Raw genomic sequence first — 23,075 nt, 5'->3', positions numbered from 1 at the left:
TCATGCGATTTTTTTTAGGGAGGTATGAACGAGACGATAGTAGAGTGTTTGTGCTCCATCATCGTTTCGGACCTTGAGATTTCCCGACAGGCATACGCTGTTAAAACTTTCTTGCTCGCTTGATGAAAGTGATTGATAAACTTCAGATTGAAGGATAATGGAGTGGCCGGTAGCTTTTGCGAAGATCTTTTTTCTCATGGCTTCGTAGCGAGTCGCAAGAACAATACCACGTCCAAAAAGGTCATACTCCTTAGTTCCCGTCTTAGGGTAGTATCCCTGTAGTTCGCCCTTAGCAATGCCGACACCACAGTAGACAGGTTCATTAAACCCATAGTGAACAACGTGATCCTCTAAGTTTTCAATAAATCTATAACTCAATTTGAGTGCTAGATCAGAGTTAGATTCCTCGGTGGGGTTCGCGAGGGGGTAACCTATAGAACACAGAAAGCCATCACCTAGCTCCTTAATGCGGTAACCGTTGGAGGCCATGGCCTTACTGTCGTAATTTTCGGATAAGATGTCGAGACAGTCGTGGATAGACGCTTCTAAGAACTCTTTTAACCGGGGGTGATGAAGCCGTGATGATCCGACAATATCAAAGGCAATCACTACACCTTCTTGTTTTTGGGTTGGCATTGTTTCCTCAAGATTCATGCCGCCGCGAATCATTTCGATTTGATGAGGAAATATAATCTTACTAAGCTGTTGGTAGCTGTGAATGAGACGTTCAGATTCCTCCCGTAGTTTGACCATCCTTCGCTTCTCAAGGCGACCCGATGCCAGTGAGAGCATGCCAATGAAGAAGATGCTTGCATAAGGAGTAAGATAGCCTGAAAATTGGTGAAAGAATATCCCTCTGGTAGTATCAATAGCTCCGGCAAGGATTTGAACACCGACGCCGAACAAGATATAGCTTGCCCCCTTCTCTCTGTACTTTGCAGCGCGAGCTAGATAAGGCAGAGTTATCACTCCTATGCTAGAGAGCATGATTTGGTTCAAGTAGAGCAAGCTTGAGAAAAACTTGGGGCTGAAGAGTAGGGGGATAAAAAGGGGAATGGTAGCAAACAATGTGGCCCAGATAAGCGGCCGACATTTCCATGAAAGATATGCAATACAAAACCAAGCAGTGGCGTAGTAATGAAGAAAGGCGCTGCCATATTCGATTCTCATCGCCAAATCATAGCTGACGTTTAACACTCTCTCCAAGCTGCGTTCATCGACGAAAGACTTGCGAACAGATAAAGCAAGGGAGGCGACCGTTAGACTCAAATCAATAGGTGTTCGACTGAGAAACCACCGTCCTAAGTAGAAAAGAAAAAAGCCTATAGGCGTAAATGTAAGAAGTGCATCCATGGTTTGGGAGCTAAAGCGATCTTCAGCGAGAGCTTGCTCGTGCCCAATCAGGATGGGGCGTATGGTGCCTCCACGGGCGTGGTGGTAGCTCGAAACATAGGCAGATATTTCTAGGTTTGGGGAATATGGTATCGAGACAAACTTGGCATTCCGACCTGGGATTTCGGTCTCGACGCTTGTGCCAGGCGTGCCAAAGGCAGCCACTATTCGCCCGTTAACTTCATATCGAACTGCAGAGATTTGAAGAGGAAAGTGGAGGCCAACGGTTTCGTTAGCATGCAAGGCTGGTAGGGTGACACGTAAGGTGTACTTGCCGTAGCCGTAGTTTTCGGGCCAAGTCTTGGGCCAAGATAGAAAAACAGTGTTGTTCGGGTCGTTACGAATTTGAAATTGCCACTCCCCAACAAGTGGAAGGGATCGAAATTTATCCCGAGAAACATGACTGAGGTCAAGAGTGCCTTTGCGGGCGAGATTTGTATTCATGCGGCAAGACATGACGCTAAGTGCCATGCTGATCATGAGCAATTTTGCAACAATGGGCAGCGCAGGAGCCATAGCCATTCCAAAAGTCGGTGAAGTCTCTTTTCGAATCGGATAAATCAAGAAAAACCTTAGATATCCTGTGCTTTGCAGGAATCATTGCCAAGATTAAGAAAAGATCTTGATTTTGAGTATAGGCGCAAAATACGATGATTTTGATTTCAAAATGAATCACTTAGACCCGAGAGGAATCGATGTATCATAATATAGTAGTTTTAACGGGGGCGGGAATCTCGGCGGAGTCTGGTATCAAGACATTCCGCGATGCCGACGGCCTTTGGGAAAATCATCCCATTGAGGAAGTTGCTAGCCCTGAAGGCTTTGCTGCCAACCCAAGCCTTGTCTATGATTTTTACAATCAACGACGCAGACAACTGCTAGATCCAGCGATCGAGCCCAACGCAGCTCACGTGGCACTTGCCGACTTGGAAGCTGATACACAAGTAACCATTATTACCCAAAATGTTGATAACCTCCATGAGCGAGCTGGATCGAGCCGAGTTTGGCATATGCATGGTGAGCTCATGAAGGCTAAGTGCCGGAGTTCAGGGAGGAGTCTGGAAATAAGTACAGATTTTGATGAGAAGACAGTGTGCACTTGTTGCCAAAAAACGGGAACATTGCGGCCTGATATTGTCTGGTTTGGAGAGATTCCTTACTATCTCGATCAAATTCAAGATATTTTAGCTCGGTGTGACCTATTTGTTTCTATTGGTACCTCCGGGCAGGTTTATCCTGCCGCTGGTTTTGTGAGGGCACTGGAACCAAAAGTCCCGAAAATAGAGATCAATACAGATGCGACTGCCATTAGCCATAGCTTCAATCGACATTTTGTGGGGCCGGCTTCGACAGCAGTCCAGGAGTTTATCCAAGTCCTAAAATCCGATCAGCTATAGAATACTAGGCAAGAGGCTTGTGAAGACAGATGTCGTAACAGGTTTCCCCTCGTTTGAGATACTTGGCTTCAAAGTGAGTGCGGCTTCGCCAGTCCGGGTGTGAGTCAAGGCTGATTGCCTTCACGTTTGGCACTGGAAAGTTCCAAACTCGCTCGAAGTGCTCCAAAGCCTCTTCCTTATACCAGGATTCATTGGTGACAATGGTGATGCTACCGCCCGGTTTGAGACAGTTCCAAAGGAAGCCCATGAAGGGCATTCCATGCCAGCGCTTGTTTAATTGCGACGGCTTTGGGTTTGGATTGGGATACATGAGCAGAAAGCGATCAACACTTTCTTTGCGCCCATATTTGCCAATAAAAGAAATTGCGTTGGCGTGAATCGGATACAGGTTGGGGAGCTTGTGCTGTGCCGCCCGCCTGGCGAACTTATCAAATTTCTCACGAGTGTGTTCGATCGCAATGAGTTGGCGATTAGGGTTCCCTTGGCAGTAGAGGATGGGGTGCAGTCCTACCCCACAGCCGATTTCAATGTCGATCGCGTTATCTGCCGAAATATCTGGAAAAGGTGGAGTATTATCAGGTATATAGGGTTTAAATGGTCTCATGTAGTGGTTCCTGGGACGTAGGACAAAATAGGGTCTGGAGAGCGGGTATAGCATAGTTGGCATGTTAGACAAATCCTAAAGTTAGCGCTATGTTCTTCTGACTTGATCAACCCACTGTGCTCCTCGATTGCGCCTCTGGCGTAAGTCTGATATCAAAACGTGGTCAGGAAACGATCCACAGGAGCACTCAAAAGTTGGATTCCTCTAATACGCAAAGGTCTAGTTCTAAGATTCAATTAATGGTGATTTGGCAGAGCCTAGTTGTGAAAACCTATCGCAGTTTTTTCTACCAACTTGCCCAGAAGCCTAGTTTGGAACTCGGCCTAGTCGCGCCTGAGACATTTACCGAACTGGGCTTTCAAAACATTCCTTGTGAGCCGTTTGATAACAAGCCTCGGGTGAAATCCTTTTCCCTTAGGTCGAAGGTCTATCACACGCAAGCAGTACTGTTTCGTCGCCTGCATCGAGCTTTCCAAGACTTCTTTAACAGGGATCACACGAAGGTGATTTTTTGCCTAGCAGAACCTTACTCGATTACAGCCTTTGTCGTCTGGCTTAAGGCTAGATTGTTATATGGGAAGAAGTTTCACCTAATTTTATTTAGCCTGCAGAACATCAAGAAGGATTTCCCCAAGCCACTGCAATGGATTCAAATGATCATGTTCAAACGCTCTTCCGCAGTTGCGATATTAGGCCCTGAGCAGGAAGACGTGATTCGTGCGCAAGGCTATAAAGGTAAGACATTCGATTTTCCACTTTGGTTTGATAGCGATAAATTTCAGCCGTTAAGCAAAGGGGAGGCTTGTCGACAGTTATCTAGCACCATTCCTGCAAGGATTCGCCAAGATACAATCAAAATCGCCTACGTGGGGGCCTTAGTAGAGCAAAAGGGGGTCCTTGATATCTTAGCCTGTCTGCGGGATTTACAGGGCGAGCTTCAGGGGCAGGTTGACTTCTTGTTCATCGGAAAAGGCGAGCTAGAAGCTGAAGTGCAGAGCGCTATTAAAAAGTTTAACCAGGACCACGAGTGGGTCCACTATCTAGGATTCTTGGCGCATGGCGATATGGGGGCTCTTTTAAACTTTGCTGATGTCCTCCTGGTTCCAAGCCGTACGAAATCTCATTGGAAGGAACAGTTTGGGCGAGTCATTGTCGAGGCTCAAGCCTGTGGCTGTCTTGTGATTGGGTCTGATTCGGGTCACATCCCTCACCTAATCGATGATGCCTACTGCTTTCCAGAAGGAGATAGCAAAGCCATGGGTGTTTGCATACAGAGAGCGCTTTCTAGCATTCGAAGTAACGCTTCTTTGATTCGCCAGGCGCAAGTCGAACGGGGTTCTGCCTACTCTGACCGAGCGCTTGCTGACCGATTCTACAAGGAATTAGAAACGATTATACAACCGCGATAGGGTTGTGGAGGAGCCAGCTTGCGATGGGGATGGTTCGAGCAGCAAGCTGGAGTGAAGGAGGATAGCCCCACGACCCGGTGGGACGTAGGGAGTACTGAGAGTGCTTTCTCTAAACGGCATTCTCGGCTGACTCAGTTTCAGTCGTCGACTAATTCCAACAGAACTCGCCAGATACCCACGTAGTGTGGGGGCACACCTCTAGATCTGAACTGAGGCTATCTAAGAACTCCCTGGGGTGGCTCGACTGAAGCAGAACTTGGTCGGCACCTAAGGCTCTTAAGTGTTCACTCAGATCCAATGAATGAGCAGATGTTGTGACGATGATCTTCGCAGATCGTTTCACATTTGCAAGCTTTGTTAGAGTCTCTTGGATTTTGTCAAGGTCATCTAAAAAGTCTACAATGATAAGGTCGAAACGATTGTAACAAGCAAGCTCGTAAGCTTCCTGGACGTCGTTGCTGACCAATGGGTAGATTCCTTTGTAGTAAAGGCTTCGACAATGGCTTTGGGCTGAAATTTGCTGGTCATAGACCAATAACACCTTTTTCATAGCATCCCCTCTAAACTTATAACGTGCTACCCTATTGATCGGCAAGATTTGGCAAAAACTTAAATAGAAAGAAAAAGTCTAGTGAGGGTCTTGTCTTAGATTTAGGCTTTTCTAGCAAAATATTGTACTATCTCAGGCGGTTTTAGCTTATGTATGCTAACCCTACAAAACAGAAAGGAATTTTTTGGCATGAGATATTTAGGCTTCGCGACACTTGTTTTTCTCATGGGATCTTGGCTAGTTGCCAGAGATCAACCAATTCCCTGGGAGCAACTATACAAGAAGGACGGGATCGAAGTGTTTAGAGCCAAGCTGTCTGGGTCTAAATTTGTTGCGTTTCGCGGCACCGCCACGATTAGTACAACTCCAGACTTGATCGTTGACGTCTTCAAAGATGCTCCCCGCTGGAAGGAGTGGACTGATTTATTATTGTCCGGCAAGATTTTGGAGCCAAGAAAAGCAAATCATCTGATTTTCTATCAGGCGTTTGATAGCCCACCCTTCATTCGTGATCGCGATGCCGTTTACGATGTTCACTTTAAGAAGGACCCGTCCTCGGGGATTGTAACTGTGGTTGGCAAGTCTAGGGAGTACCCACAGGCACCAGAGACGGTGGGTGTACGGATGGATATTGATTTTTCCCGATGGACTCTAACCCCCAAAGACGGCAAAACATATGTAGAGTTGGAAATGCACGCCGATCCAGGAGGCTGGATTCCTTCATGGGTTGTGAATATGGTACAGCGAGACTATGCTTACGATCTCTTGTTCGCATTGCGACGGCAGGCCCACAAAATCCTTCGAGAACGCAACCTTAACTAGGTATAGAAACCCTCTATTTAAAGGGTTTTGTATGATACATGCTCATGAGAGCCCAACTAACGAGTTTCTTCAGGGCGCTTGCTTAAAGTATATTGAGGGTGAACTCCAAGGGCCTTGGAAAGTTCAGATAGGTTTGATCGAAGCAGCTGGACTAAGTCTTTACTTTGAACTCCTGAGTCCAAAGTAAACGAAGAAATTTGGAGCTTTGCTTCTAGAAATTTTTGCAGCTCCTCATTAGGGGCTTTGTCCCAAATGATCGGGCTGCCTTTGTATGGACTTAGTATTTTAGCTAGCAAGTCCTTGTGATCGATATTTAATGGCACCAAAGGATCGATATACTGGTTGACGAAGTCAAGATCGTAATGTTGGCTAATGTAGGCAAACGTTGTTTGAGCAGCCATGATTTTGTACCGACTTGAAAACTGAGCTAAACGTCGGTATTGAGCATCCAACTCATCGAGTTCCAGATATAAGGTTTCCGCGGCTCTCTCGATGGAACGGTCATAAACTATTTTCAAAATAGCTCTTTCAATTGCAATGGCTTGTAGCTTGGCAAACCTAGGGCTAAGCCAAACGTAAGGATTATATCCACTTTGGGTGCTTTGCCCATGAGTTCGATCAATAACATGGATATCGCTGATCAGCCATTGACTGCGAAAAACTTCTGCGGTTTTAACCAACTTCGCCTTATCAATGTTTAAGTTCCTATACCAGGGCTCAAAGTCTGCGCCGTTTAGTAGGATCAAATCGGCCTTTTCCATTCGGCTTGTCGCGGTTGATCCTGGCTCCCAAGTTCTAGAATGAGATTTTGAAAGGGGAGTTACATGAACAAAGGTTCCTCCAATCCGTTTAGCGATGTAGAGAAGAGGGCCGTTCGAAGCGATGATCTGAACGGTTTTGGTAGTACCCCTGCTCGGTGTTGAGTGGAACCACAAGCAAGCTACTAAGAGAATAATCACTTTTTTCATAACGTGAATCCCATGAGATGCAAGGTGGTGGATGTCACCCCCCATGTTATCAAAAAGCAACAAATACCTGCAAGAAATGCCAGCAGAAGCAACTCCTGAGCTAGAAAGATTCCTACATCTTTCTTACTAAAACCAATTGCTCGCATTTTGATAAATTCGTAGCGCCGAAGACGGTAGACGAGATAGGCAATCACAGCAAGGCTGACAATGACGAGTCCTAAAACCGTGGACATCAACCATTTGCTCAGATTCATAAACCCCTGATTCTCACGATTAAAATCATCTATGAAAAGATCTGGCTGAATGACTTGAATGTCGTCAAAATCTTGAAGTTTCTCCCACAGAAAAGATCGCTCTTTCTGACTCAAACCACCAATCAAAATTGACGTCAAAGGCTTCGGAGTAGTGTCTGCAGCGTGAATCAGATGGGTATATGGCCGTTGGAAGTTATCCTCAAGCTCATAAGCGGTTTCCAAGTCGGTTAGCAAAACTCGATCCAGGGGGCTCATAGAGGGGCTTAAGAGCCCAACGACCCTCAGCTTATGGCTGGGGAGACCTTGCCGATGACCAAGGGAAGTTTTGGAGCCCACTTTGGCCTTCAACGATGACGCAAGGTCAGAGCCGAGGACAATATCTCCTGGCTTATCAAACACCCTACCCCGTACTGGAGAGAGTTGGAATAGCTGAAAGTAACGTTGGTTTGTCCCAATAATCAGAGTTCTGTCGAGACGTGTAATATAAACTGGTACTGCTTTAGGTAATCTATCCAGTAGCGTTTCCACTTGAGCGAAGTCGAATGATTGTGGTGGCCTGTCCAGTAGCAGTAGGTTCGTTGCAATGGATGCTAGAGAACTGCCTTCGGGAGCTATCATGAGCTGAGCTTGTTGAAGCCTGAGGTCCAAGAGCTTATGGAAGTAGCTTGAAATTCTGATCGCACTCAAAGGTAAGGCTCCGGCGATGGCGATGCTCAGTACGAAGAAACTATAGAATGCCCAGTAATACCGGAAACGTTTAAAAATCAGCGACATGGTTTCAGTTCCTTAAGTTCGATCTGGTACACATGATCCAACATGGAAAGGTCGCTATAGTCGTGAGTGGAGATTATCAGGCTGGTACTGCGATCACGGCAAATATTGATGAGTGATTCAAGAGTTTTTTCTCGCATGTCAGGATCTAAGTGAGACATGGGTTCATCAGCGAGTACTATGCGGCGCTCAAGGCAAAGAGATCGACAGATCGCCACCCGCTGCTGCTCACCTTTCGAGAGTGATGAAGGATAATTCCGTTGCAGACCGTCCATAGAGAAGTACTGAAGTAGATGGCGAGCAAGGTTAACGCGAGGTTTTTTGTGAGAGAAGTGTCTGGGAACAAGGATATTATCTTCGATATTCAGATATTGCAGTAGATTTGGTTCACTACCTACTTTAGCCATATGACTTCGGCAGTATTCTGTTCGAATATTGAGTGGAAGTTCATAAATGCTTTGACCCCCTATAACAACGTCTCCGCTTTTAGGCGGTTTTTGCCCAGCTAAGCACCTGAGCAAGCTTGTTTTTCCGGAACCACTTGCACCGATAATTCCAACGACCTGTCTTGTAGTAATACGCAGGTAATCGATGGAAAGAATGCTCTGACCTTGACCCGTATCAATTTTTAAGTCGCGAATTTCAATCATGGCCCTACCCCCAAACGCATGGGTTCGTTAAGTTCCCATTCTTGTATGGAAAAGTCACTCCATGGCAGGTAGTCCGAGCCTATAATTCTGAGCCCCTGTTCTGTTTCTGCGACCTGATAATTAACCGAGAAAAAGAGATGACGATCGTATTCGTGCTTGTTGTGAACCAAAGTAGCATCCATGCTCCACTCCACATTAATTTCATCGGGAGACAGAAAGGGAATTGCAACGGAATGGTATTCAATTCGCTTGATGAAAAGTTCTAAACTGTTTTGATTGCGATAGCGGATCTGCTGGGTTAATGCTCTAAAATGGCGGTCTAACTCTAAGCCGTGAAAAATTTTGTCTAGATTTTGATACAGAGTTTCAGAGCTAGAAATATTTAAACTGCTCAGCAGCCTATGGTGGAGATCTTGGAATGATACCGATCTTCGATAGTTGCTTATCCCTAAGGTTAGTGATGTAACGACGAGGAGTGATAGTGGGATGAGATATTTCATAGGAAACTCCCTGGATCGTAGCAAAATTGAGTTTTGCTATCCTAACCTCAAAGGGAGTAAGCATCAAATGAATCCAGTCTAAAAGACGAATTCACCCTTTACATGAAGGTAGATTGCGCCATATCTTGGTTCTAATTACCTAGCTTTTATGTTTTACATACTGTTAGCCGGATCGAGACCTCGTTTTTTCTCTTCCTGTAATCTTAGAAATGGAAAGAGCCAGTTACCGACATCTTGATTCCACTTTGGAGAAGAAATTAGGTCAGGATAGTTGTACTTGGGAATCTCTATATATTGATGTTTTCCGGGACTGAGTTCTTCTAGTAAAGCAAAGGCGTCCTTCTGAGACGACTTAAACAACCTATCATCCTTGCCAGCAATAAAGAGGGTCGGAATACCTGATTTTACGAAGTCCTCCACCGGGTTTTTCGGTAGTGAGCTAAGATAGTCCTGTTTTCTGTTATGAAATCGACAAATATGGCCCGTACGAATCATGCGCTCCAGGTGGCTTTGGTAAGAGCGTGGGAGGCAGCTTGATGATAGGCCTGGAATCCACTGAAACGATTTCGAAATTGACGAGGTCTTCCGCCAGGCAGGAGAGATATTGGGGATGAAAGAGATCCCAAGAGAAATATATGAGCTAATACTTCTAAACAAAATGTTGTTGCACGCTAGGAGGCTGGCGAAGTTGCTGAAGCCAGGAGATATAAGATGTTGATGCTCATAGCTAAGAGATCCAAGGTCCTCCATGATAATCGGAATATCGTAGGCAGCGACGTGATCAAAGGTTTCGATGGAGTGGGATTTGCCCCGCAACCTCGTCAATCGAGAATCGGCAATGACTAGGTCATATCCTTGATCAAGCACTGCTTGACTTAAGGGTGCCATGGCGCCTGAAGTATAATCTTCGAAATTTTGGTAAATATCGGGCATTAGAATGATGCAAGAGCGAGCCTTGAAGTCTCGTTGGAGTCGCGTGAGAGTCACGAGCGAGCCATCATTTGCTCTAATTTTCCACTGGGTGTGCTTGGCGAAGACTCTTAGGTGTGACGAAGACTTCGTTGTAGTTTGATATTGGAACCCTCTAGCAAATCTCTGACTAAATTGAACCAAGCGCTTGGTGTTAGGTATATCTGGGGAGTCGAATCGCTTCCTTGGCAAGGGTTCCATGTATTTAGGGGCTTCACCAGCTGAATAGTTTTGAATGTAGTCCATTGATCGTTCTGTTAGTGCTGAGATAGTAAGAAGAGGGTTTGTTCCTATTGAGGTTGGGATGATTGAGCCATCGCAGACGTACAGCCCTTTGTGAATGCCTCCCTGTGGATCAAAGGTCTCGCATCGATGATTCACAACTCCAGTTTCGTGGGATTCTCCCATGGCACAACCTCCCAAGGGATGAACGGAGATCGGGCGATTGAGTCCAAGGCCATTGTAATCGACGAAGATTCCACCTAAGTCTTGCTGAAACTTATTAAATTCTCTATGAATCTCTTTGTACCAAGGGCTTCGATTAAGCCCAGGCCACGACAGATCAAGGCGTTTGCGAAGCAGGTCATTGGTACCCGAATAGTCGGGAAGAAAAACTTGTCCTTGTTGGCGATCCTGACCGACCCCCAACAGGGCTAGTGAGTTATCAATTGCCCCTTGGTAGGATCCTTTGATGAGTGATCTAGCAATGGGGGCAAGTGACTTTATCTTGAGATCTCCTGGAGATTGTCCAAACTTAAAACTGCTAATGGTGACAGCCCAAGGGAGAAGTGGCGAAAGTACTCCAGGGATACTTGAATCCTCGATGACAAATCCTCCTTGGTGGGGCTGCTGCTTAGAACTCAGGCTCCGATAGTCGAGCATATTCGTGATTGTTGGCCCTACTTGAGGACGATAGCGATTGCTTTTCATAGCCTTAAAGACCTTATGGAAAGCGCTAGATTTTCGTCGTTCCTCCCCCTGGTAATCGTCTTTCCTATGTTGAGATTTACGTCTTTTTTCTGGCGAACTTTGACGATTGAAGCCGATGGGATGAGCACTTTTATCTGTGTTGTAGATCCAGCCGATGGTGCCGCCATTGAGTGAGAAACTTTTACCCAAAGTGGAAGATAATTGAATTCCTCCAAGCTCGCGGCTGCGAAGCAATATTTCAGGGCTTCCTAGTGCACCAGCTGCCAAAATCAATTGCCGACAACGAACTACCTGTAAGTTTTCTTGCCTCTTTGAAGCTTTGGAGGAACTATGATTCCAGTAGTAGACTTGATAGTCATGGTTATCCAACTTTTCAATGTGAGATACCTCGATACCAGTGAAGATGCGCGCCCCAAAACTCTTAGCCATGGGTAGATAATTCTTATCAAGGCTGTTCTTTGCTCCATAGTTACATCCTGAGCAACAGTTACCACAGGAGATGCAAGGGCTCTGCTTCACACCAAATTTGTTGTAGCAGGACCCATCGAAGTTGATCGCTAAGGGCGGGTCTGTCAGAGGGATCTGGTGCTTTTGCGAAAACTCACGAAATAGCCTTCTTTTGGCGAGGGGCTTCTCGCCACTTTCTGGGAATGGTTTAGCAGCTAGAACACTGCTTACAACATGGAAATAGCGATTCATTTGCTGTGGTTTACGACGGATAGCCTCAGGCCAAGACGAGTGACTAAAGATACCAGGGTCAGGAGGAGCAACCACATTGGCGTTTATAAGAGATGTTCCACCCAGACCACAACCGACAACGACCGCAGCATCATCAAATGTCCGAAAATCAAATAGGCCACTAGGGTTTCTTGGGGCTAAGAAGTGATTGACTTGAAATTCACGAAGAGCCTTTAGACTTGAATCTGGAAAATCACCTGATTTAAATTCCCGTCCCCTTTCCAATATAGCTACTGGATAGCCTTTAGATGCAAGCCTGGCAGCTGAAATAGCGCCTCCATAACCAGACCCAATGACTATGGTATCCTGAAATTTTGGTATAGAGTTTTGGTCAGATAAAGTTTGGTTTCGGGAGGCCATAGGTTGTGCATATATTTCATAACAATTCCTAACAAATCCGGCTAAGAATTGAGATATACATGATGCAGCAACCCGTGAGTCACTACAATTAGTAGTCATAGATCGCAGATGATGGATTAATCCCATGGCTGATACCGATGCCTGGCCTTCAAAAAGGGACTCGGTTGTTTTGCTTCTTGGTGTGCATTTTCTGATATGAAGCATTAATGTTGTGGTTTCATACCAGATCTTGAGTGGGTTTAAGCCCCTCAGAAGCTTTCGTCCGTCGATAGTTAGCAAGCCATGCATTGGTGACTTAACTACTAATGAGTAGGTCATCTCACGCTCAACATCCTCAAGCATTGAATTGGTAAATAGCGAAACCATGCCGTCTTCAATGAGCGATATGCCACCCAAGGCATCAGATTCGACCCAGCCATTGATTGTTCCCGAAACGTGACCGTCACGAAGCAAGGATGGGGGGTCTTGAAGTGAGAGTTCCATCGTCAAAATAATTTTGTGGTTAGGTTGATCATCCTTCAATTCGAAATTTTTTTGCTTCTGGCTTGGATATATAACGCCGCTCATGGTTTCTTGAAAATTCAGGGTTTTTGTCATTGTCTAAGCCCTTGCATGGATGGTGAGGGTATTTTTTGAGGCTTCCACCCTGTTTTTCGTAAGAGCTCTTGGTGCGATGAAGGAAGTGCTAGGAAAATATGTCACTCCACGGAATTGCCTAGCTTTCAGATTAAGTGTGTGCTGTGAAGAACCGACTCCCTGTTTAAGGAGGTGCTAGATGCTTCGAGTGTTATCAGTTTTGGTGGCAGTTTCAGGGTTTTCCTGTAAAAATTCATCTGATCCTACGACAAGTGAGGATTTAGCGACCGCTGTATCGTTGAGTTGCCAAACGGTCCAAGGCGATCGACTCTTACTTTGTCAAGACTTCAGTGGGCAGTCAGACGCTGATATTGCATCATTACAGTCTCGTTGCGAATCGAGTGATGACCGACGATGGGTCAGTGAATCTTGCCCTCCGGAAAATCAACTTGGTACCTGCTCTTTGTCAACTTATGAGACAGGGCTGAGTCAGGACCCAGGGCAAATCTACTATGGGCCTTTGTTCGATATTGCAACTGCCCAAGGAATGTGTGCGGGTCAAGGTGATAGTAACTTCACCCCGGTGGGCAGCTAGGAGTTAGACATGGATGTCAGAACATTAATAGAGACACAAGAAAAAAGCCTAAGCAATTGGACTGTTGAACCTGAGCAGCACGCCTCCGATGCTTTAAATATCTTAGCGAAAAAAGGGGCTAATGCCGTCCTAGTCGTTAAGGATTCGGTCTTGAAGGGGGTAATCACAAAGCATGACTTTGTGGAGCGTTTCCTGATCAAGGGCGAGGCTATGACGGATAAAACTAGAGCCCTACACCTAATGTCACCAAACCCTACCACAATCTCCCCAAGCTGTTCACTTGAAAAAGCTTTGAAGGTATTTACCAAGAATCGCTATCATTGCTTACCAGTGGTCGAAAATCAGAGGTTGTTAGGTTTTATCTCTTTAGAAGAGGTCGTTGATGCAATCATTCATGCTCACGACAGTTTGCTAGGATACTCTCTTGATCAGCAACCAACGCCCCATCTTCAGCTTGCAGATGATGCTGAGGATAGTATTTATGCCTCGCTAGTAGATAAAGTCACAAATTTAACGCAAGATTTTTATGGTGATTTAGTGGGGCAAGTGAAAAGTGAGTTAGAGCAAATCAAAATGATCTATGAAGAAGGCCCACTAAACCTATCTCACCTCAAGATTCTATTTTGTGGTGAGTCGAGTAAATCATTGCGGATTACCCGTATGGCTCTTCAAAGCACTGGAGGCACGATAGACTATGCTGAAACAGTTGACAAAGGCGAGAAGTATATCTACGAAGGGAATTATCAAATTGTTATACTAGATAAGCGAATGATCAAATTGTCTGCTATTGCCCGCGATAAGAATCCCAACACGAAGATTGTCTTGCTAACTGCAGAGTCACCCGATGAATATATACCGCGTCTAGCCCCCTATCCCTACGTCAACAATATTGTGTCTCTTAGTAAGTCTGATTATAAGTTCACGCTCAAAGGAGTGCTGAGCACCATTAAAAAGATCACCACTGGAGATATCTTTGGAATAGAGAAGTACTTAGAATCAGGAACCAAAATCTACAAGGAAACAATTGAAGGAAGCGATCACAGGCTGTCAGCCATAGACCATATGAAAGATTATTTCAGAGATGTTGGCTTAACTAAGGCACTCACAACCAGAATTTCAATGGTTGCCGAAGAGCTTCTACTCAACGCTATCTACGATGCGCCTGTGGATCAAGATGGAGAAGCTTTGTACAACACTCTCGACCGCCGGGTGGCAGTAAAACTTCGCCCTGAACAGATGGCACATTTCACCTACGGTTGTGATGGTTCCTACGTGGGTGTCGCTGCAATTGATCCGTTTGGCTCCATAAAGAAAAATACAGTTTTCAAGTACCTTGAAAGCTGTTACTCAGATCAAGCTGGATCTGTCGATACCACTAAGGGTGGAGCAGGACGGGGCCTCTATATGATCGTAGAAGGAGCAGACCTTGTTGTCTTCAACGTCAGGCCTGGATTTCGGACTGAGGTCGCCGCTTTTTTCGCAATTGATCGTCACGAGGCCAAGCGTATAGGGCGTTCGTCTTTCCACTATTTCGTCGACGCAGCGTAGATTTTATTTTGTGTATTCCTAGGGACTTAGACCTTCTACAATCGGGATGCTTGAGGTCCTACAATAAATACCCCAATTAACCTATGGATTGTAAACGGTAAATCAGTTTTCCTTTGAAATCATTTTTCGGATGCCGAAACTATTAATACTACAGCAATTACAAAAAAGTGACCCCTTGAGGAGATTGAAAGTCATGAACAATGATATGGCTCTAAACGCCACTGACTCGCGTGCGTGCCCAGAGAAAGTGAAATTCAAGAACTTGCTTTACTTCAGTATACTAATTCCAGTTGTTATGTCGGTGATTGCTCCTTATTTGAAGTTTTAGACTCAGAGTAAGAAATACCTTAGAAGACATTTTTCTGGCTGTGCAGCCAGTCAAGCGCTAGCTCTCCGAGCTGGCGCTTTTGTTTTTTAGGTGGCTGAAGTGAGTTCTATGCACAGCAGGCTTAGTTGAGTTGAGATCGATTTAGAGGAGTGGCAGAGAGCTGATCAAGGTAGAGGCCTTCTTGATCGTCAATTGTGATGGCAGACGAACCATCCTTGAAGACAATATATGTAAATGGATTTCCTTTCAAGTAGCCGTGGACCAAGGCTCGCCCATTATCAAGGCTCAAAAACTCGTGGGCTTCCAGGCCTGTTAGAGGGTGAACTTGATAGCTCTCTTGTGGCTTTACTATATGACTTACCCAAGAGGTCTTCTGCTGGCCATTAACAAGAATTGTTGATTCGTCCCAACTGAATGCTTGGTGCACGAAAACATCATGAGGCTCTTTAAAACGTGTCGAAGACCGGAGACGTTCAATTCGGTCTTGGGGTATAAATTGGGCTCTCGCGCTCGGATCAGAATGATTTTGACTTAAGGTAAGCTGTTGGCAAACCTGGGTGTCAGTGGCTGTGATGAGAGTCTGGTCCTTGAGCTTCAGAAGGTGGACACCTTCGACTTTGCCAAGGCGAATCAGCGAGGACAGTTCGGGCGATTGGATCATGGTCACCGGTAGCTTTTTTTTGCCTTTTAGGTTGATCGCAACCAATGTCCCCTTGTGGGAACAGCGTTGAAGGGCTTGGATATGGCCTTTTTGATCGACTCTAAAGCCAAAGCTGAGGTCACAAGTTGGGTCGGTGGCCAACTTCCTTAAGGTCATGGTTTCTAGCTTGAGTTGCCATAGAATCTGATCTGCTAGAAAAATGATCTGCCCTTGATAAAAGCGAACTTGTTCAATGTGTTTGATATTTAACATGGTTAGCACCGGATTGAGGCGCAGCTCTTGGTCCGTCTGGTCTCCGGCAAGGACCTTTCGTCTAATTAAATCAAGTCCATAAATACTATCCTTGCTCTTGATCAAAACCACATGGTCCAACTCGCTTTCATAACTGATCTTGCGTCGTGATAAGGGCTGGATCGTCCCACTCTCGTTATTGAACGAAACCAGGTCTCCATCTCCCGTAATGGCCACAAGCTCCTTTTTAAAGCCATGGTTCGGGCCAAATAGGTTTCTTGCATAGTCCTGATCTTTGAAGTCATATTGCAAACGAATGTGGGGTACTATCGTGATCCGGTCCATGTTTTGGCGAACTCGATAGACATTGTGTCCGTCAAAGAACAGATTGTTATGATCGTCAAGGCTGTGGCCAAAACCTCGCTCAAGGATGTCTTCAATGACTGGAATCTGTGCATAGTTCGAGATCGTAGCTAAATCACCCTGTTGACCAATCGCGAAAATATGATGGTCCCCTTGATGGAACTTTGCGCCACTCTGCGAGAGAGCCGGGATCGTGCTGCGAGTCACTCGCTTGCCTTGGGTGAAAAAGATCTTCCACATTTGGGCAGGAGGAAAACATTGGTTGTATGAATAGGACTTTGGTGACTGATAGTTCGTATCAAGGGTGAAATGATGACCCATAAGTAGTTGGCTTCCCGATTCGATGAAGTAATGACTTTTTTCTATTTTGGGCCATGGTTCTGAGCTAGCGATAAAAATCTTGCCATCTTCCTGAATTGCGAAGTCCTGCCAAGTGTCTGAGCCGACTTCAAATATAGGTTTCGACGAAAGGTCTACCGTTTTCAGCTTATTCTCATGAGCCACTTCAAGCGAGATAAGGCCGTCTTTTAAGTCGATTTTGGAAACCTTTTGATCAGATACGATACTGACTTCCTTTCCATTCCAGTGGATAACGGTTGCCGTAACAAGATTCTTGCTGTCGTCGATTAGGTTGAGTAAACCCTGGATCAGGAATCCAGAAGGCCCGGGAATGATGTTTTGGATCTTGCAGTTAACACAGTTTGGTAGAGAGAGTCTGACGATTCGCCCACTTTTATGAATACCGACCAAATCACCGAAGCTCGCCTCTGGATCTGATTTACCAATGGCCACTGCCAGCAAATCTTTCCAGGAAATGGGCTTAGCTTGCATCGAGAGAGTGTTGGTTACGTCTTGCTGAAGAGTAACCGCTTCGTTCTGCTCGGAATGTTGCTTTTTGGTGCATGATGATTCTGTGAGACACAGAATGCCCAGGCCTAGAATGGCTATGGCGAGTCTCATCTTGTCCCCTCAGTCATAGTCGCTTGAGCAAGCCTGCGGGCCGACATGGTGGAGGCTGGCTTGCTGAAGAGAAATATTGCTAAATATGATGGTATCACAGGGCAGCTTGACGCTCTATCCTAGGGATTGATCGTTGCTATATCAGGCCGCTTCTTCGGAACCGTTAATATCGAGAATCGAATAGACGATTTCGCAGAACTCTTCGTGTTCTAAGGTCGATTCGAATTGAATCTTATAGATATAGTCCTCTTGAGTTTCGGAGCTATCTAGAATCTTAAGTGTGTCTTTTACAAAGCTTGGAAGCGGCTTTTCTAAGTGAAACTCATAAGTCATAAGTCTATCCCCTGTGTGTAACCCATCTAAAGCCAATATCGAGAACTCTCAGAAAATACTTTAAAAAAAACTAGGTGCGCGAATTCCCTGAAAAACCGTCGTTTAAAGGTGTTTGAAGTATTTTTAAGGTACTAAAACCAATGAGAATTCAGTGTTTGTTTGGGTGACGATAAAGAGACCTTAGCAATCTATATGTCTGGTAATTATTGATAGGAGCTCTCTAAAGAAGATTACCTATACGAAATGAGTTAGCCTCCTTTACTCTAGATTTATCGGATCCCCACCCTTTTGAGTCATCGTAGGCTGGGTTCGAGCCCGCCCTAGGAATCTGGTCTGACTTGTTTATTCAGGCTCGCGTATTTTTCTTTAAAAATGATGGGATTGAACGGTATAATTTATCAAAAACCGGGAGTGTTTGCCTATGCGTACCTTGGTCTTAAACGCCAGCTACGAACCGATTGATGTGGTTACTTGGCAGCGAGCAATAACTCTGGTGATGAAAGAGAAGGCTGAGATGATCTCGTCTCATGTGACAAAGGTTCGTTCGGTCTCAAGATCCTTTTCAGCACCCAAGGTCATTCGCCTCAAGCGCTATATCAGCGTTATCAAGAGCCTTCATCAAGGGGCTCCTTACTCACGAATCAATGTTTTTAAACGAGATCGATTTCAATGTCAGTATTGCGCAAAGCAGCTCAACGCCAAAAGTGCAACTATCGATCATGTAGTGCCGCAGTCCAAGGGTGGCGGCGACACCTGGGAAAATACGGTATGCTGTTGTGAACAGTGCAATCGTAAAAAAGGCAATCATACGCTGGACCAAGCCAAGATGGTCTTGATAGCGAAACCGAAGCGACCAAGTGCATTCACATACATTCTGAATCAGCTTGAAGAATTCGGCCTCAATGAGCTTTTTGGAGCGGCCCACTCTTAGGGTTGAGCAGCTGTGCCGCATAAATTCTCAAGTTTGCGGATTTTTCTGACCGTGGTACACCATGATATCGCTAAACGATTGATATGGAGTAGCCTTGAAATATTTACATGCAATGGTCCGAGTCCGAAATATCGAGGAATCTCTTGCCTTTTACTGTGACCATCTCGGCTTGAAAGAAACCAGACGGTATGAAAGCGAGCAGGGGCGCTTCACTTTGATCTACCTTGCGACTGAAGATGGCGAACCAGAAGTCGAATTGACTTATAATTGGGACTCTACGGAAGATTATGGTGATGCAAGAAACTTTGGTCATCTTGCGTTTGCTGTCGATGATATCTACGAAAGTTGCGATCGATTGCAAAAAGCCGGTGTTACGATTCTTAGGCCGCCACGGGATGGGCGCATGGCATTTGTAAAGTCCCCAGATGATATTTCCATCGAATTGCTTCAAAAAGGTGGGAGCTTGGAGCCAAAGGAGCCTTGGGCTTCTATGGAAAGCACAGGATCCTGGTAGTCTCACTTATAGAAACGGTTATTGCTCTTCGTAGAGTAGATTTTTCAAGTGTTTCATAGAGAATATATGGGGTTTTATGGGGCCGTCTAGCTGAAGATCAAGATACTCAATCCGGGACCTGTAATTTTTAAACTGATAACTTGTCATCTCCAAAACTGTTGGGACCATCTTTCCATTGATCTCGACAGGTTTGGAATAAACTAGTTTCTTGGAAATTCTCCCTCGCTCATTAAAATAGATCTTCTCTAAGGGGCTAAGTGTTTCCTGATCGACTTCAAATACAATCTTGTCCCACACAATGGGGGTGATCATTTTTGGTGTAAGTGTGAGACGAAGTGTGGTTTCCATCTGACGCATATTGACGTTATATTCTTCTGACAACCTATTTATTTTCATAAAGTCGTCGCGGCTAAATTCTGATTGCAAGAATCGCCTGAGGGCTCCAGCTCTCGACATTTGGCTAACGCGATCCTCTTTAGGGTTGTAGAACCACATCTCTTTGCCTACTTTCAGAATGGCGCGGCCCCGGTAGTCAAGAGGTGAATTGATGCGGACGAAAGCATTGTTTCGCCCTCTTGAGTACCACTCTAGGTTGTAACTCCATTGAAAATCAGGGCGAAACACATATAGTCTGATCTTGGAACTTGCTGTTTCTGAAAGGTAGAGGCTATCAATACGGTCCAGTATAGCAACGGCGTCTTCATTGACCGGCTCTTGGGCCATCAATAGTGGCTCAAGGAATAGGGTTAAGAAGATTGCCGCATGTTTCATGAGAACCTCGCGCTAGGGTGCAAATTGATCCTTTTACGAGTTCTTCGGAATTGAGCTGCTAAACTCTAGTACTTTTTCGATCTATCTCGCTGACGGAAATTGACAGAATCAAATTTGAAAAATGAAAACAGGCCCATAAGGAGAGTAAAATGGAACTAGCTAGCTTTGGTGGAGGATGCTTCTGGTGTATGGAACCTCCCTTTCTAAGGATTGATGGTGTCATCTCATCGGTGCCAGGTTACATGGGGGGCGAGGTGCCAAATCCTAGTTACGAGCAAGTGTGTAGCGGGAGTACCGGCCATGTGGAGATTGTCCAAGTTGCGTTTGAGCCCCCTTGCACCTATGAAGACCTTCTCGAAGTTTTCTGGCGAAATGTAGACCCAACTGATGACGGAGGGCAGTTTGCTGATCGGGGCAACCAATACCGGCCTGTAATTTTTTTCCATAATGACGTTCAGCAGCAGCTCGCTGAAAAAAGTAGGAATAGGATGGCAGACCGTGGCCTCTTTAAGGAGCCCATTCGAGTTGCAATTGAACCGGCAAGTGCTTTTTACAAGGCGGAGGAATATCACTGCAATTACGCTGAGAAAAATCCGCTCCACTACCAGAATTACAAGGTTGGCTCTGGTAGGCATGCTTTTTTAAAGCAGCATTGGGATGATAAAAGTTCTTAAAAAATAACGATACGAAATAGTCCTTTGGCCGTATTCTCCCTTCCAAATCTTACGTATAGCAAATAATATTTTTTTTGAACGTTTTAAGGTATCGATAATATTAATGTAATATAGAAGGTTTAGTGTTAATAAGATTTCTTTGCCCTGATTCCGATGAATTAAGTAGAAACTCGGACAATACAATGGGCTTGGAAAACAATGAAACTAAGATCCTTTCTGGTGCTTACTGTGGTGGCGTGCCTGTGTTGGGCTTATCTCTCGGTTTATCAGCTTCACGCTCTGAGGCAGATCATTCTTTCTGAGCAGACGACTCACGTGATACAAGCTTTAAGCAACCCCAATCCAAATTTAAAAACTCCATTCATGGAGCATTTCTCACTTAGTGAAAAGGTCTCTGAGCGAACATTGAATCCACAACTGGCAAAGGGAATCGATGCTTTAAAGAAGCTTGGGGGCACGCAAGATCCTCAGGTCAAGACCCTTAAGGTTGGTGAACATACATGGATCGTTGGGGTGTCCCGTCGAACGGATCAGGTTATTTTGATCAATCTTTCCAGAATCGAGTCAGAGCGGGCTCTCAATATGTGGATGGAGAACCTTGCGATTCTTGCCATTGTAATTTTAGGCATCTGGATGCTGATAAAGCTTCTAAGTTCGTATATGATGGGTGAATTTCAGGCCCTAAGAGATTCGTTGATAGCTCTTGCCGAGGGCAAGGATAACGTCAGCTTTCAGTCTCGCTCCGCTGAGACTAAGCAGATGGCCATGGCATTTAATCATATTGCTCTTCGATCGAGCCAGATGCAGCAGGCTAAGAACTTTCAAAACGATCGCGAACAAATGAAAACAAACCAATTGAAGTCGGATAATCAGTACTTGAACTCTATCGTTCGACTGGTGCACGAAGGCCTGCTGGTCATTGATGAGTCCTTAACGATCCAAGAGGGTGTTTCTGATCGTGCGAAAATTTTGCTCAAACAAAAAGATCTCAAAGGGCAAGCTTTCATCGAAGTTCTCTCAGAGGTTGTGACATCACCAGGTCATGAACTAGAGAAGCTCAAAGGCTGCCTGATGACGGCATTCAATCTATTTCTGCCAGAACAGTTTGGCGACATCATGAAATCGTCCCCCCGCCATTTACCGGTCTCGTTTGGGGACCATAACGGACTCTATGAGTTTAATTATGCCCCTTACATTGAGGGTGATAAGGTTAAAAAAATTATCGTAACTTTTCGGAGTGAAGCGGGTGAGCAAGCTCTAAGAAATGTGGAAATTTTTGGAGCAAGGCAGACTGTTGAGGGCCTTGTTCAGATTCATGATCATCTTGCGGATCCCTGGAAAAAGCAATCTCTTCTCGGCTATGCTGACGAGCATGCTATGAGTATGGCTAAGGCTATCGCTCATGTGAAAGGTGGTTATCAGCTAGACGAGACGTTCCGAATCTTGCACACGGTGAAAGGTGCTTCACGATCCTTGGGTCTTGATTTTATGGATCAACTCTGTCATGAGTCTGAGTCGATTCTTGAAAAGAGCCGACAAGGTGATATATTAACAGACGAAGACACAATGCTCGTGAAATCATACCTTTGCTCAATGCAAAAAGCCCTTGAAGCCATCCGTGACTTTCTTCAGCAAACTGCTGCCGCAGACTCTCAAGGCGAAGAAAATTCGTGGTCCTACAAATGGAACGGATTTACCCAAGAAGTCTCCTGCTCCATGACGCAGATAGCAGATGAACTGGGTAAAGAGATTAACATTGATTGGGTCTCGAAGCCCGGGAAGATGAACGAAACCGATTTTCGTTTTATGAAGAACAATATCTTACATATTTTAAGAAATGCCTTGGACCATGGTATCGAGAGTCCTACGGAACGCTCGTCTAAAAATAAATCGATTCAAGGTGATATTTCTGTCAAAGTTGAGTTTTCAGGTGGTGAATGGGAAGTTATCGTATCAGATGATGGTCGAGGGATCGACAAGGAAAGTCTTTGGAAAAAGGCTGTCAGCAAAGGTTTGCAAGTCAAACACTTCAATCGCTGGTCCAACGACGATATTCTCGACTTGATCTGCCATCCAGGATTCTCTTCACGTGACACAGTAGACCATCTCTCCGGGCGTGGTGTGGGAATGGATGCAGTTGCATGTGATGCGCGACAGGTAGGGGGAAAGTTTCATCTGATGAAGACTAGTGCAAGGGGCACCACATTTAAACTTCAGTGGCCAGAACGAGGCTCAGTTTCTGAAGTGAGTACCCTATCTGCATAGGGCATATGGTT

General features: G+C 45.3%; 20 protein-coding genes. 9 read left to right on the top strand and 11 right to left on the bottom strand.

Translation table 11 applies throughout. From position 1 onward, the window contains the following. Positions 1–1,956 (bottom strand): adenylate/guanylate cyclase domain-containing protein, encoded by a 1,956-nt coding sequence (locus tag B9N89_RS15385; RefSeq protein WP_132320163.1) that lies wholly within the window; start codon positions 1,954–1,956, stop codon positions 1–3. A gap of 131 nt (positions 1,957–2,087) precedes the next feature. On the opposite strand from B9N89_RS15385, the gene B9N89_RS15380 reads away from it, so the two are divergent. After that, positions 2,088–2,789 carry an NAD-dependent deacylase gene (locus B9N89_RS15380; protein WP_132320165.1) on the top strand — a complete coding sequence of 234 codons (702 nt, stop codon included), beginning with the start codon at positions 2,088–2,090 and terminating at the stop codon, positions 2,787–2,789. A gap of 4 nt (positions 2,790–2,793) precedes the next feature. Here B9N89_RS15380 and B9N89_RS15375 read toward each other — a convergent pair whose 3' ends face one another. Further along, positions 2,794–3,393, bottom strand: a complete 600-nt coding sequence (locus B9N89_RS15375; RefSeq protein WP_159455399.1) for a class I SAM-dependent methyltransferase — start codon at positions 3,391–3,393, stop codon at positions 2,794–2,796. A 194-nt stretch (positions 3,394–3,587) separates the two neighbouring features. On the opposite strand from B9N89_RS15375, the gene B9N89_RS15370 reads away from it, so the two are divergent. Further along, positions 3,588–4,802, top strand: a complete 1,215-nt coding sequence (locus B9N89_RS15370) for a glycosyltransferase family 4 protein (RefSeq protein ID WP_132320169.1) — start codon at positions 3,588–3,590, stop codon at positions 4,800–4,802. A 148-nt stretch (positions 4,803–4,950) separates the two neighbouring features. On the opposite strand, the gene B9N89_RS15365 is transcribed toward B9N89_RS15370, so the two are convergent. Continuing rightward, on the bottom strand, positions 4,951–5,352 hold the full coding sequence (locus B9N89_RS15365) for a response regulator (protein ID WP_132320171.1): 402 nt from the start codon (positions 5,350–5,352) through the stop codon (positions 4,951–4,953). 189 nt (positions 5,353–5,541) lie between these two features. Here B9N89_RS15365 and B9N89_RS15360 point away from each other — a divergent pair, with 189 nt between their 5' ends. Next, the gene (locus B9N89_RS15360) at positions 5,542–6,174 is read left to right on the top strand and encodes an START domain-containing protein (RefSeq protein WP_159455398.1); all 633 of its coding nucleotides are present in this window, start codon (positions 5,542–5,544) and stop codon (positions 6,172–6,174) included. A gap of 56 nt (positions 6,175–6,230) precedes the next feature. Here the strand turns inward: B9N89_RS15360 and B9N89_RS15355 are convergent, their stop codons facing one another. From B9N89_RS15355 to B9N89_RS15335, 5 genes are all read right to left on the bottom strand, one after another. Then, on the bottom strand, positions 6,231–7,142 hold the full coding sequence (locus tag B9N89_RS15355) for a metal ABC transporter substrate-binding protein (RefSeq protein ID WP_159455397.1): 912 nt from the start codon (positions 7,140–7,142) through the stop codon (positions 6,231–6,233). After that, positions 7,139–8,170, bottom strand: a complete 1,032-nt coding sequence (locus B9N89_RS15350; RefSeq protein WP_132320177.1) for an ABC transporter permease — start codon at positions 8,168–8,170, stop codon at positions 7,139–7,141. The genes B9N89_RS15355 and B9N89_RS15350 overlap by 4 nt, the downstream gene beginning before the upstream one ends. Further along, positions 8,161–8,817 (bottom strand): ABC transporter ATP-binding protein, encoded by a 657-nt coding sequence (locus B9N89_RS15345; protein ID WP_132320179.1) that lies wholly within the window; start codon positions 8,815–8,817, stop codon positions 8,161–8,163. Before B9N89_RS15345 ends, B9N89_RS15350 begins: the two co-directional genes overlap by 10 nt. Further along, positions 8,814–9,317, bottom strand: coding sequence for a hypothetical protein (locus tag B9N89_RS15340; protein ID WP_132320181.1), 504 nt, complete (start codon positions 9,315–9,317; stop codon positions 8,814–8,816). The genes B9N89_RS15345 and B9N89_RS15340 overlap by 4 nt, the downstream gene beginning before the upstream one ends. A 153-nt stretch (positions 9,318–9,470) precedes the next feature. Then, entirely contained in the window at positions 9,471–12,881 is a 3,411-nt protein-coding gene (locus B9N89_RS15335; protein ID WP_234996116.1) for a GMC family oxidoreductase, read from the bottom strand. Between the two features lie 208 nt (positions 12,882–13,089). Here B9N89_RS15335 and B9N89_RS15330 point away from each other — a divergent pair, with 208 nt between their 5' ends. Next, a complete protein-coding gene (locus tag B9N89_RS15330) occupies positions 13,090–13,485 on the top strand; it encodes a hypothetical protein (RefSeq protein WP_132320185.1) in 396 nt (131 codons plus the stop codon). Positions 13,486–13,494: 9 nt separating this feature from the next. Further along, the gene (locus tag B9N89_RS15325) at positions 13,495–15,033 is read left to right on the top strand and encodes a CBS domain-containing protein (RefSeq protein WP_132320187.1); all 1,539 of its coding nucleotides are present in this window, start codon (positions 13,495–13,497) and stop codon (positions 15,031–15,033) included. A gap of 449 nt (positions 15,034–15,482) precedes the next feature. On the opposite strand, the gene B9N89_RS15320 is transcribed toward B9N89_RS15325, so the two are convergent. Both B9N89_RS15320 and B9N89_RS15315 read right to left on the bottom strand, forming a co-directional pair. Beyond that, positions 15,483–17,576 carry a hypothetical protein gene (locus tag B9N89_RS15320; RefSeq protein WP_132320189.1) on the bottom strand — a complete coding sequence of 698 codons (2,094 nt, stop codon included), beginning with the start codon at positions 17,574–17,576 and terminating at the stop codon, positions 15,483–15,485. A gap of 141 nt (positions 17,577–17,717) precedes the next feature. Further along, positions 17,718–17,909: a hypothetical protein gene (locus B9N89_RS15315; protein WP_132320191.1), complete on the bottom strand. Its 192-nt coding sequence runs from the start codon at positions 17,907–17,909 to the stop codon at positions 17,718–17,720. A gap of 421 nt (positions 17,910–18,330) precedes the next feature. Here B9N89_RS15315 and B9N89_RS15310 point away from each other — a divergent pair, with 421 nt between their 5' ends. Further along, entirely contained in the window at positions 18,331–18,840 is a 510-nt protein-coding gene (locus tag B9N89_RS15310; RefSeq protein WP_132320193.1) for an HNH endonuclease, read from the top strand. 94 nt (positions 18,841–18,934) lie between these two features. Beyond that, positions 18,935–19,354: a VOC family protein gene (locus B9N89_RS15305; RefSeq protein WP_132320195.1), complete on the top strand. Its 420-nt coding sequence runs from the start codon at positions 18,935–18,937 to the stop codon at positions 19,352–19,354. Positions 19,355–19,372: 18 nt separating this feature from the next. On the opposite strand, the gene B9N89_RS15300 is transcribed toward B9N89_RS15305, so the two are convergent. Then, entirely contained in the window at positions 19,373–20,125 is a 753-nt protein-coding gene (locus B9N89_RS15300; protein WP_132320197.1) for an outer membrane lipoprotein-sorting protein, read from the bottom strand. 149 nt (positions 20,126–20,274) lie between these two features. Here B9N89_RS15300 and msrA point away from each other — a divergent pair, with 149 nt between their 5' ends. Then, a complete protein-coding gene (msrA, locus tag B9N89_RS15295) occupies positions 20,275–20,799 on the top strand; it encodes a peptide-methionine (S)-S-oxide reductase MsrA (protein ID WP_132320199.1) in 525 nt (174 codons plus the stop codon). Between the two features lie 198 nt (positions 20,800–20,997). Continuing rightward, positions 20,998–23,064 (top strand): ATP-binding protein, encoded by a 2,067-nt coding sequence (locus tag B9N89_RS15290; protein WP_132320201.1) that lies wholly within the window; start codon positions 20,998–21,000, stop codon positions 23,062–23,064. Positions 23,065–23,075: the final 11 nt, after the last annotated feature.

It is taken from the genome of Pseudobacteriovorax antillogorgiicola, assembly GCF_900177345.1.
Taxonomy (GTDB): Bacteria; Bdellovibrionota_B; Oligoflexia; order Oligoflexales; family Oligoflexaceae; genus Pseudobacteriovorax; species Pseudobacteriovorax antillogorgiicola.
This window is presented reverse-complemented; position numbering and strand designations above follow the sequence as displayed.

Excerpts from the sequence above, each read along its gene's own strand:
- B9N89_RS15380 (WP_132320165.1), top strand. The coding sequence starts at position 2,088 with ATGTATCATAATATAGTAGTTTTAACGGGGGCGGGAATCTCGGCGGAG.
- B9N89_RS15375 (WP_159455399.1), bottom strand. The coding sequence starts at position 3,393 with ATGAGACCATTTAAACCCTATATACCTGATAATACTCCACCTTTTCCA.
- B9N89_RS15365 (WP_132320171.1), bottom strand. The coding sequence starts at position 5,352 with ATGAAAAAGGTGTTATTGGTCTATGACCAGCAAATTTCAGCCCAAAGC.
- B9N89_RS15360 (WP_159455398.1), top strand. The coding sequence starts at position 5,542 with ATGAGATATTTAGGCTTCGCGACACTTGTTTTTCTCATGGGATCTTGG.
- B9N89_RS15355 (WP_159455397.1), bottom strand. The coding sequence starts at position 7,142 with ATGAAAAAAGTGATTATTCTCTTAGTAGCTTGCTTGTGGTTCCACTCA.
- B9N89_RS15350 (WP_132320177.1), bottom strand. The coding sequence starts at position 8,170 with ATGTCGCTGATTTTTAAACGTTTCCGGTATTACTGGGCATTCTATAGT.
- B9N89_RS15345 (WP_132320179.1), bottom strand. The coding sequence starts at position 8,817 with ATGATTGAAATTCGCGACTTAAAAATTGATACGGGTCAAGGTCAGAGC.
- B9N89_RS15340 (WP_132320181.1), bottom strand. The coding sequence starts at position 9,317 with ATGAAATATCTCATCCCACTATCACTCCTCGTCGTTACATCACTAACC.
- B9N89_RS15335 (WP_234996116.1), bottom strand. The coding sequence starts at position 12,881 with ATGAGCGGCGTTATATATCCAAGCCAGAAGCAAAAAAATTTCGAATTG.
- B9N89_RS15330 (WP_132320185.1), top strand. The coding sequence starts at position 13,090 with ATGCTTCGAGTGTTATCAGTTTTGGTGGCAGTTTCAGGGTTTTCCTGT.
- B9N89_RS15325 (WP_132320187.1), top strand. The coding sequence starts at position 13,495 with ATGGATGTCAGAACATTAATAGAGACACAAGAAAAAAGCCTAAGCAAT.
- B9N89_RS15320 (WP_132320189.1), bottom strand. The coding sequence starts at position 17,576 with ATGAGACTCGCCATAGCCATTCTAGGCCTGGGCATTCTGTGTCTCACA.
- B9N89_RS15315 (WP_132320191.1), bottom strand. The coding sequence starts at position 17,909 with ATGACTTATGAGTTTCACTTAGAAAAGCCGCTTCCAAGCTTTGTAAAA.
- B9N89_RS15310 (WP_132320193.1), top strand. The coding sequence starts at position 18,331 with ATGCGTACCTTGGTCTTAAACGCCAGCTACGAACCGATTGATGTGGTT.
- B9N89_RS15300 (WP_132320197.1), bottom strand. The coding sequence starts at position 20,125 with ATGAAACATGCGGCAATCTTCTTAACCCTATTCCTTGAGCCACTATTG.
- msrA (WP_132320199.1), top strand. The coding sequence starts at position 20,275 with ATGGAACTAGCTAGCTTTGGTGGAGGATGCTTCTGGTGTATGGAACCT.
- B9N89_RS15290 (WP_132320201.1), top strand. The coding sequence starts at position 20,998 with ATGAAACTAAGATCCTTTCTGGTGCTTACTGTGGTGGCGTGCCTGTGT.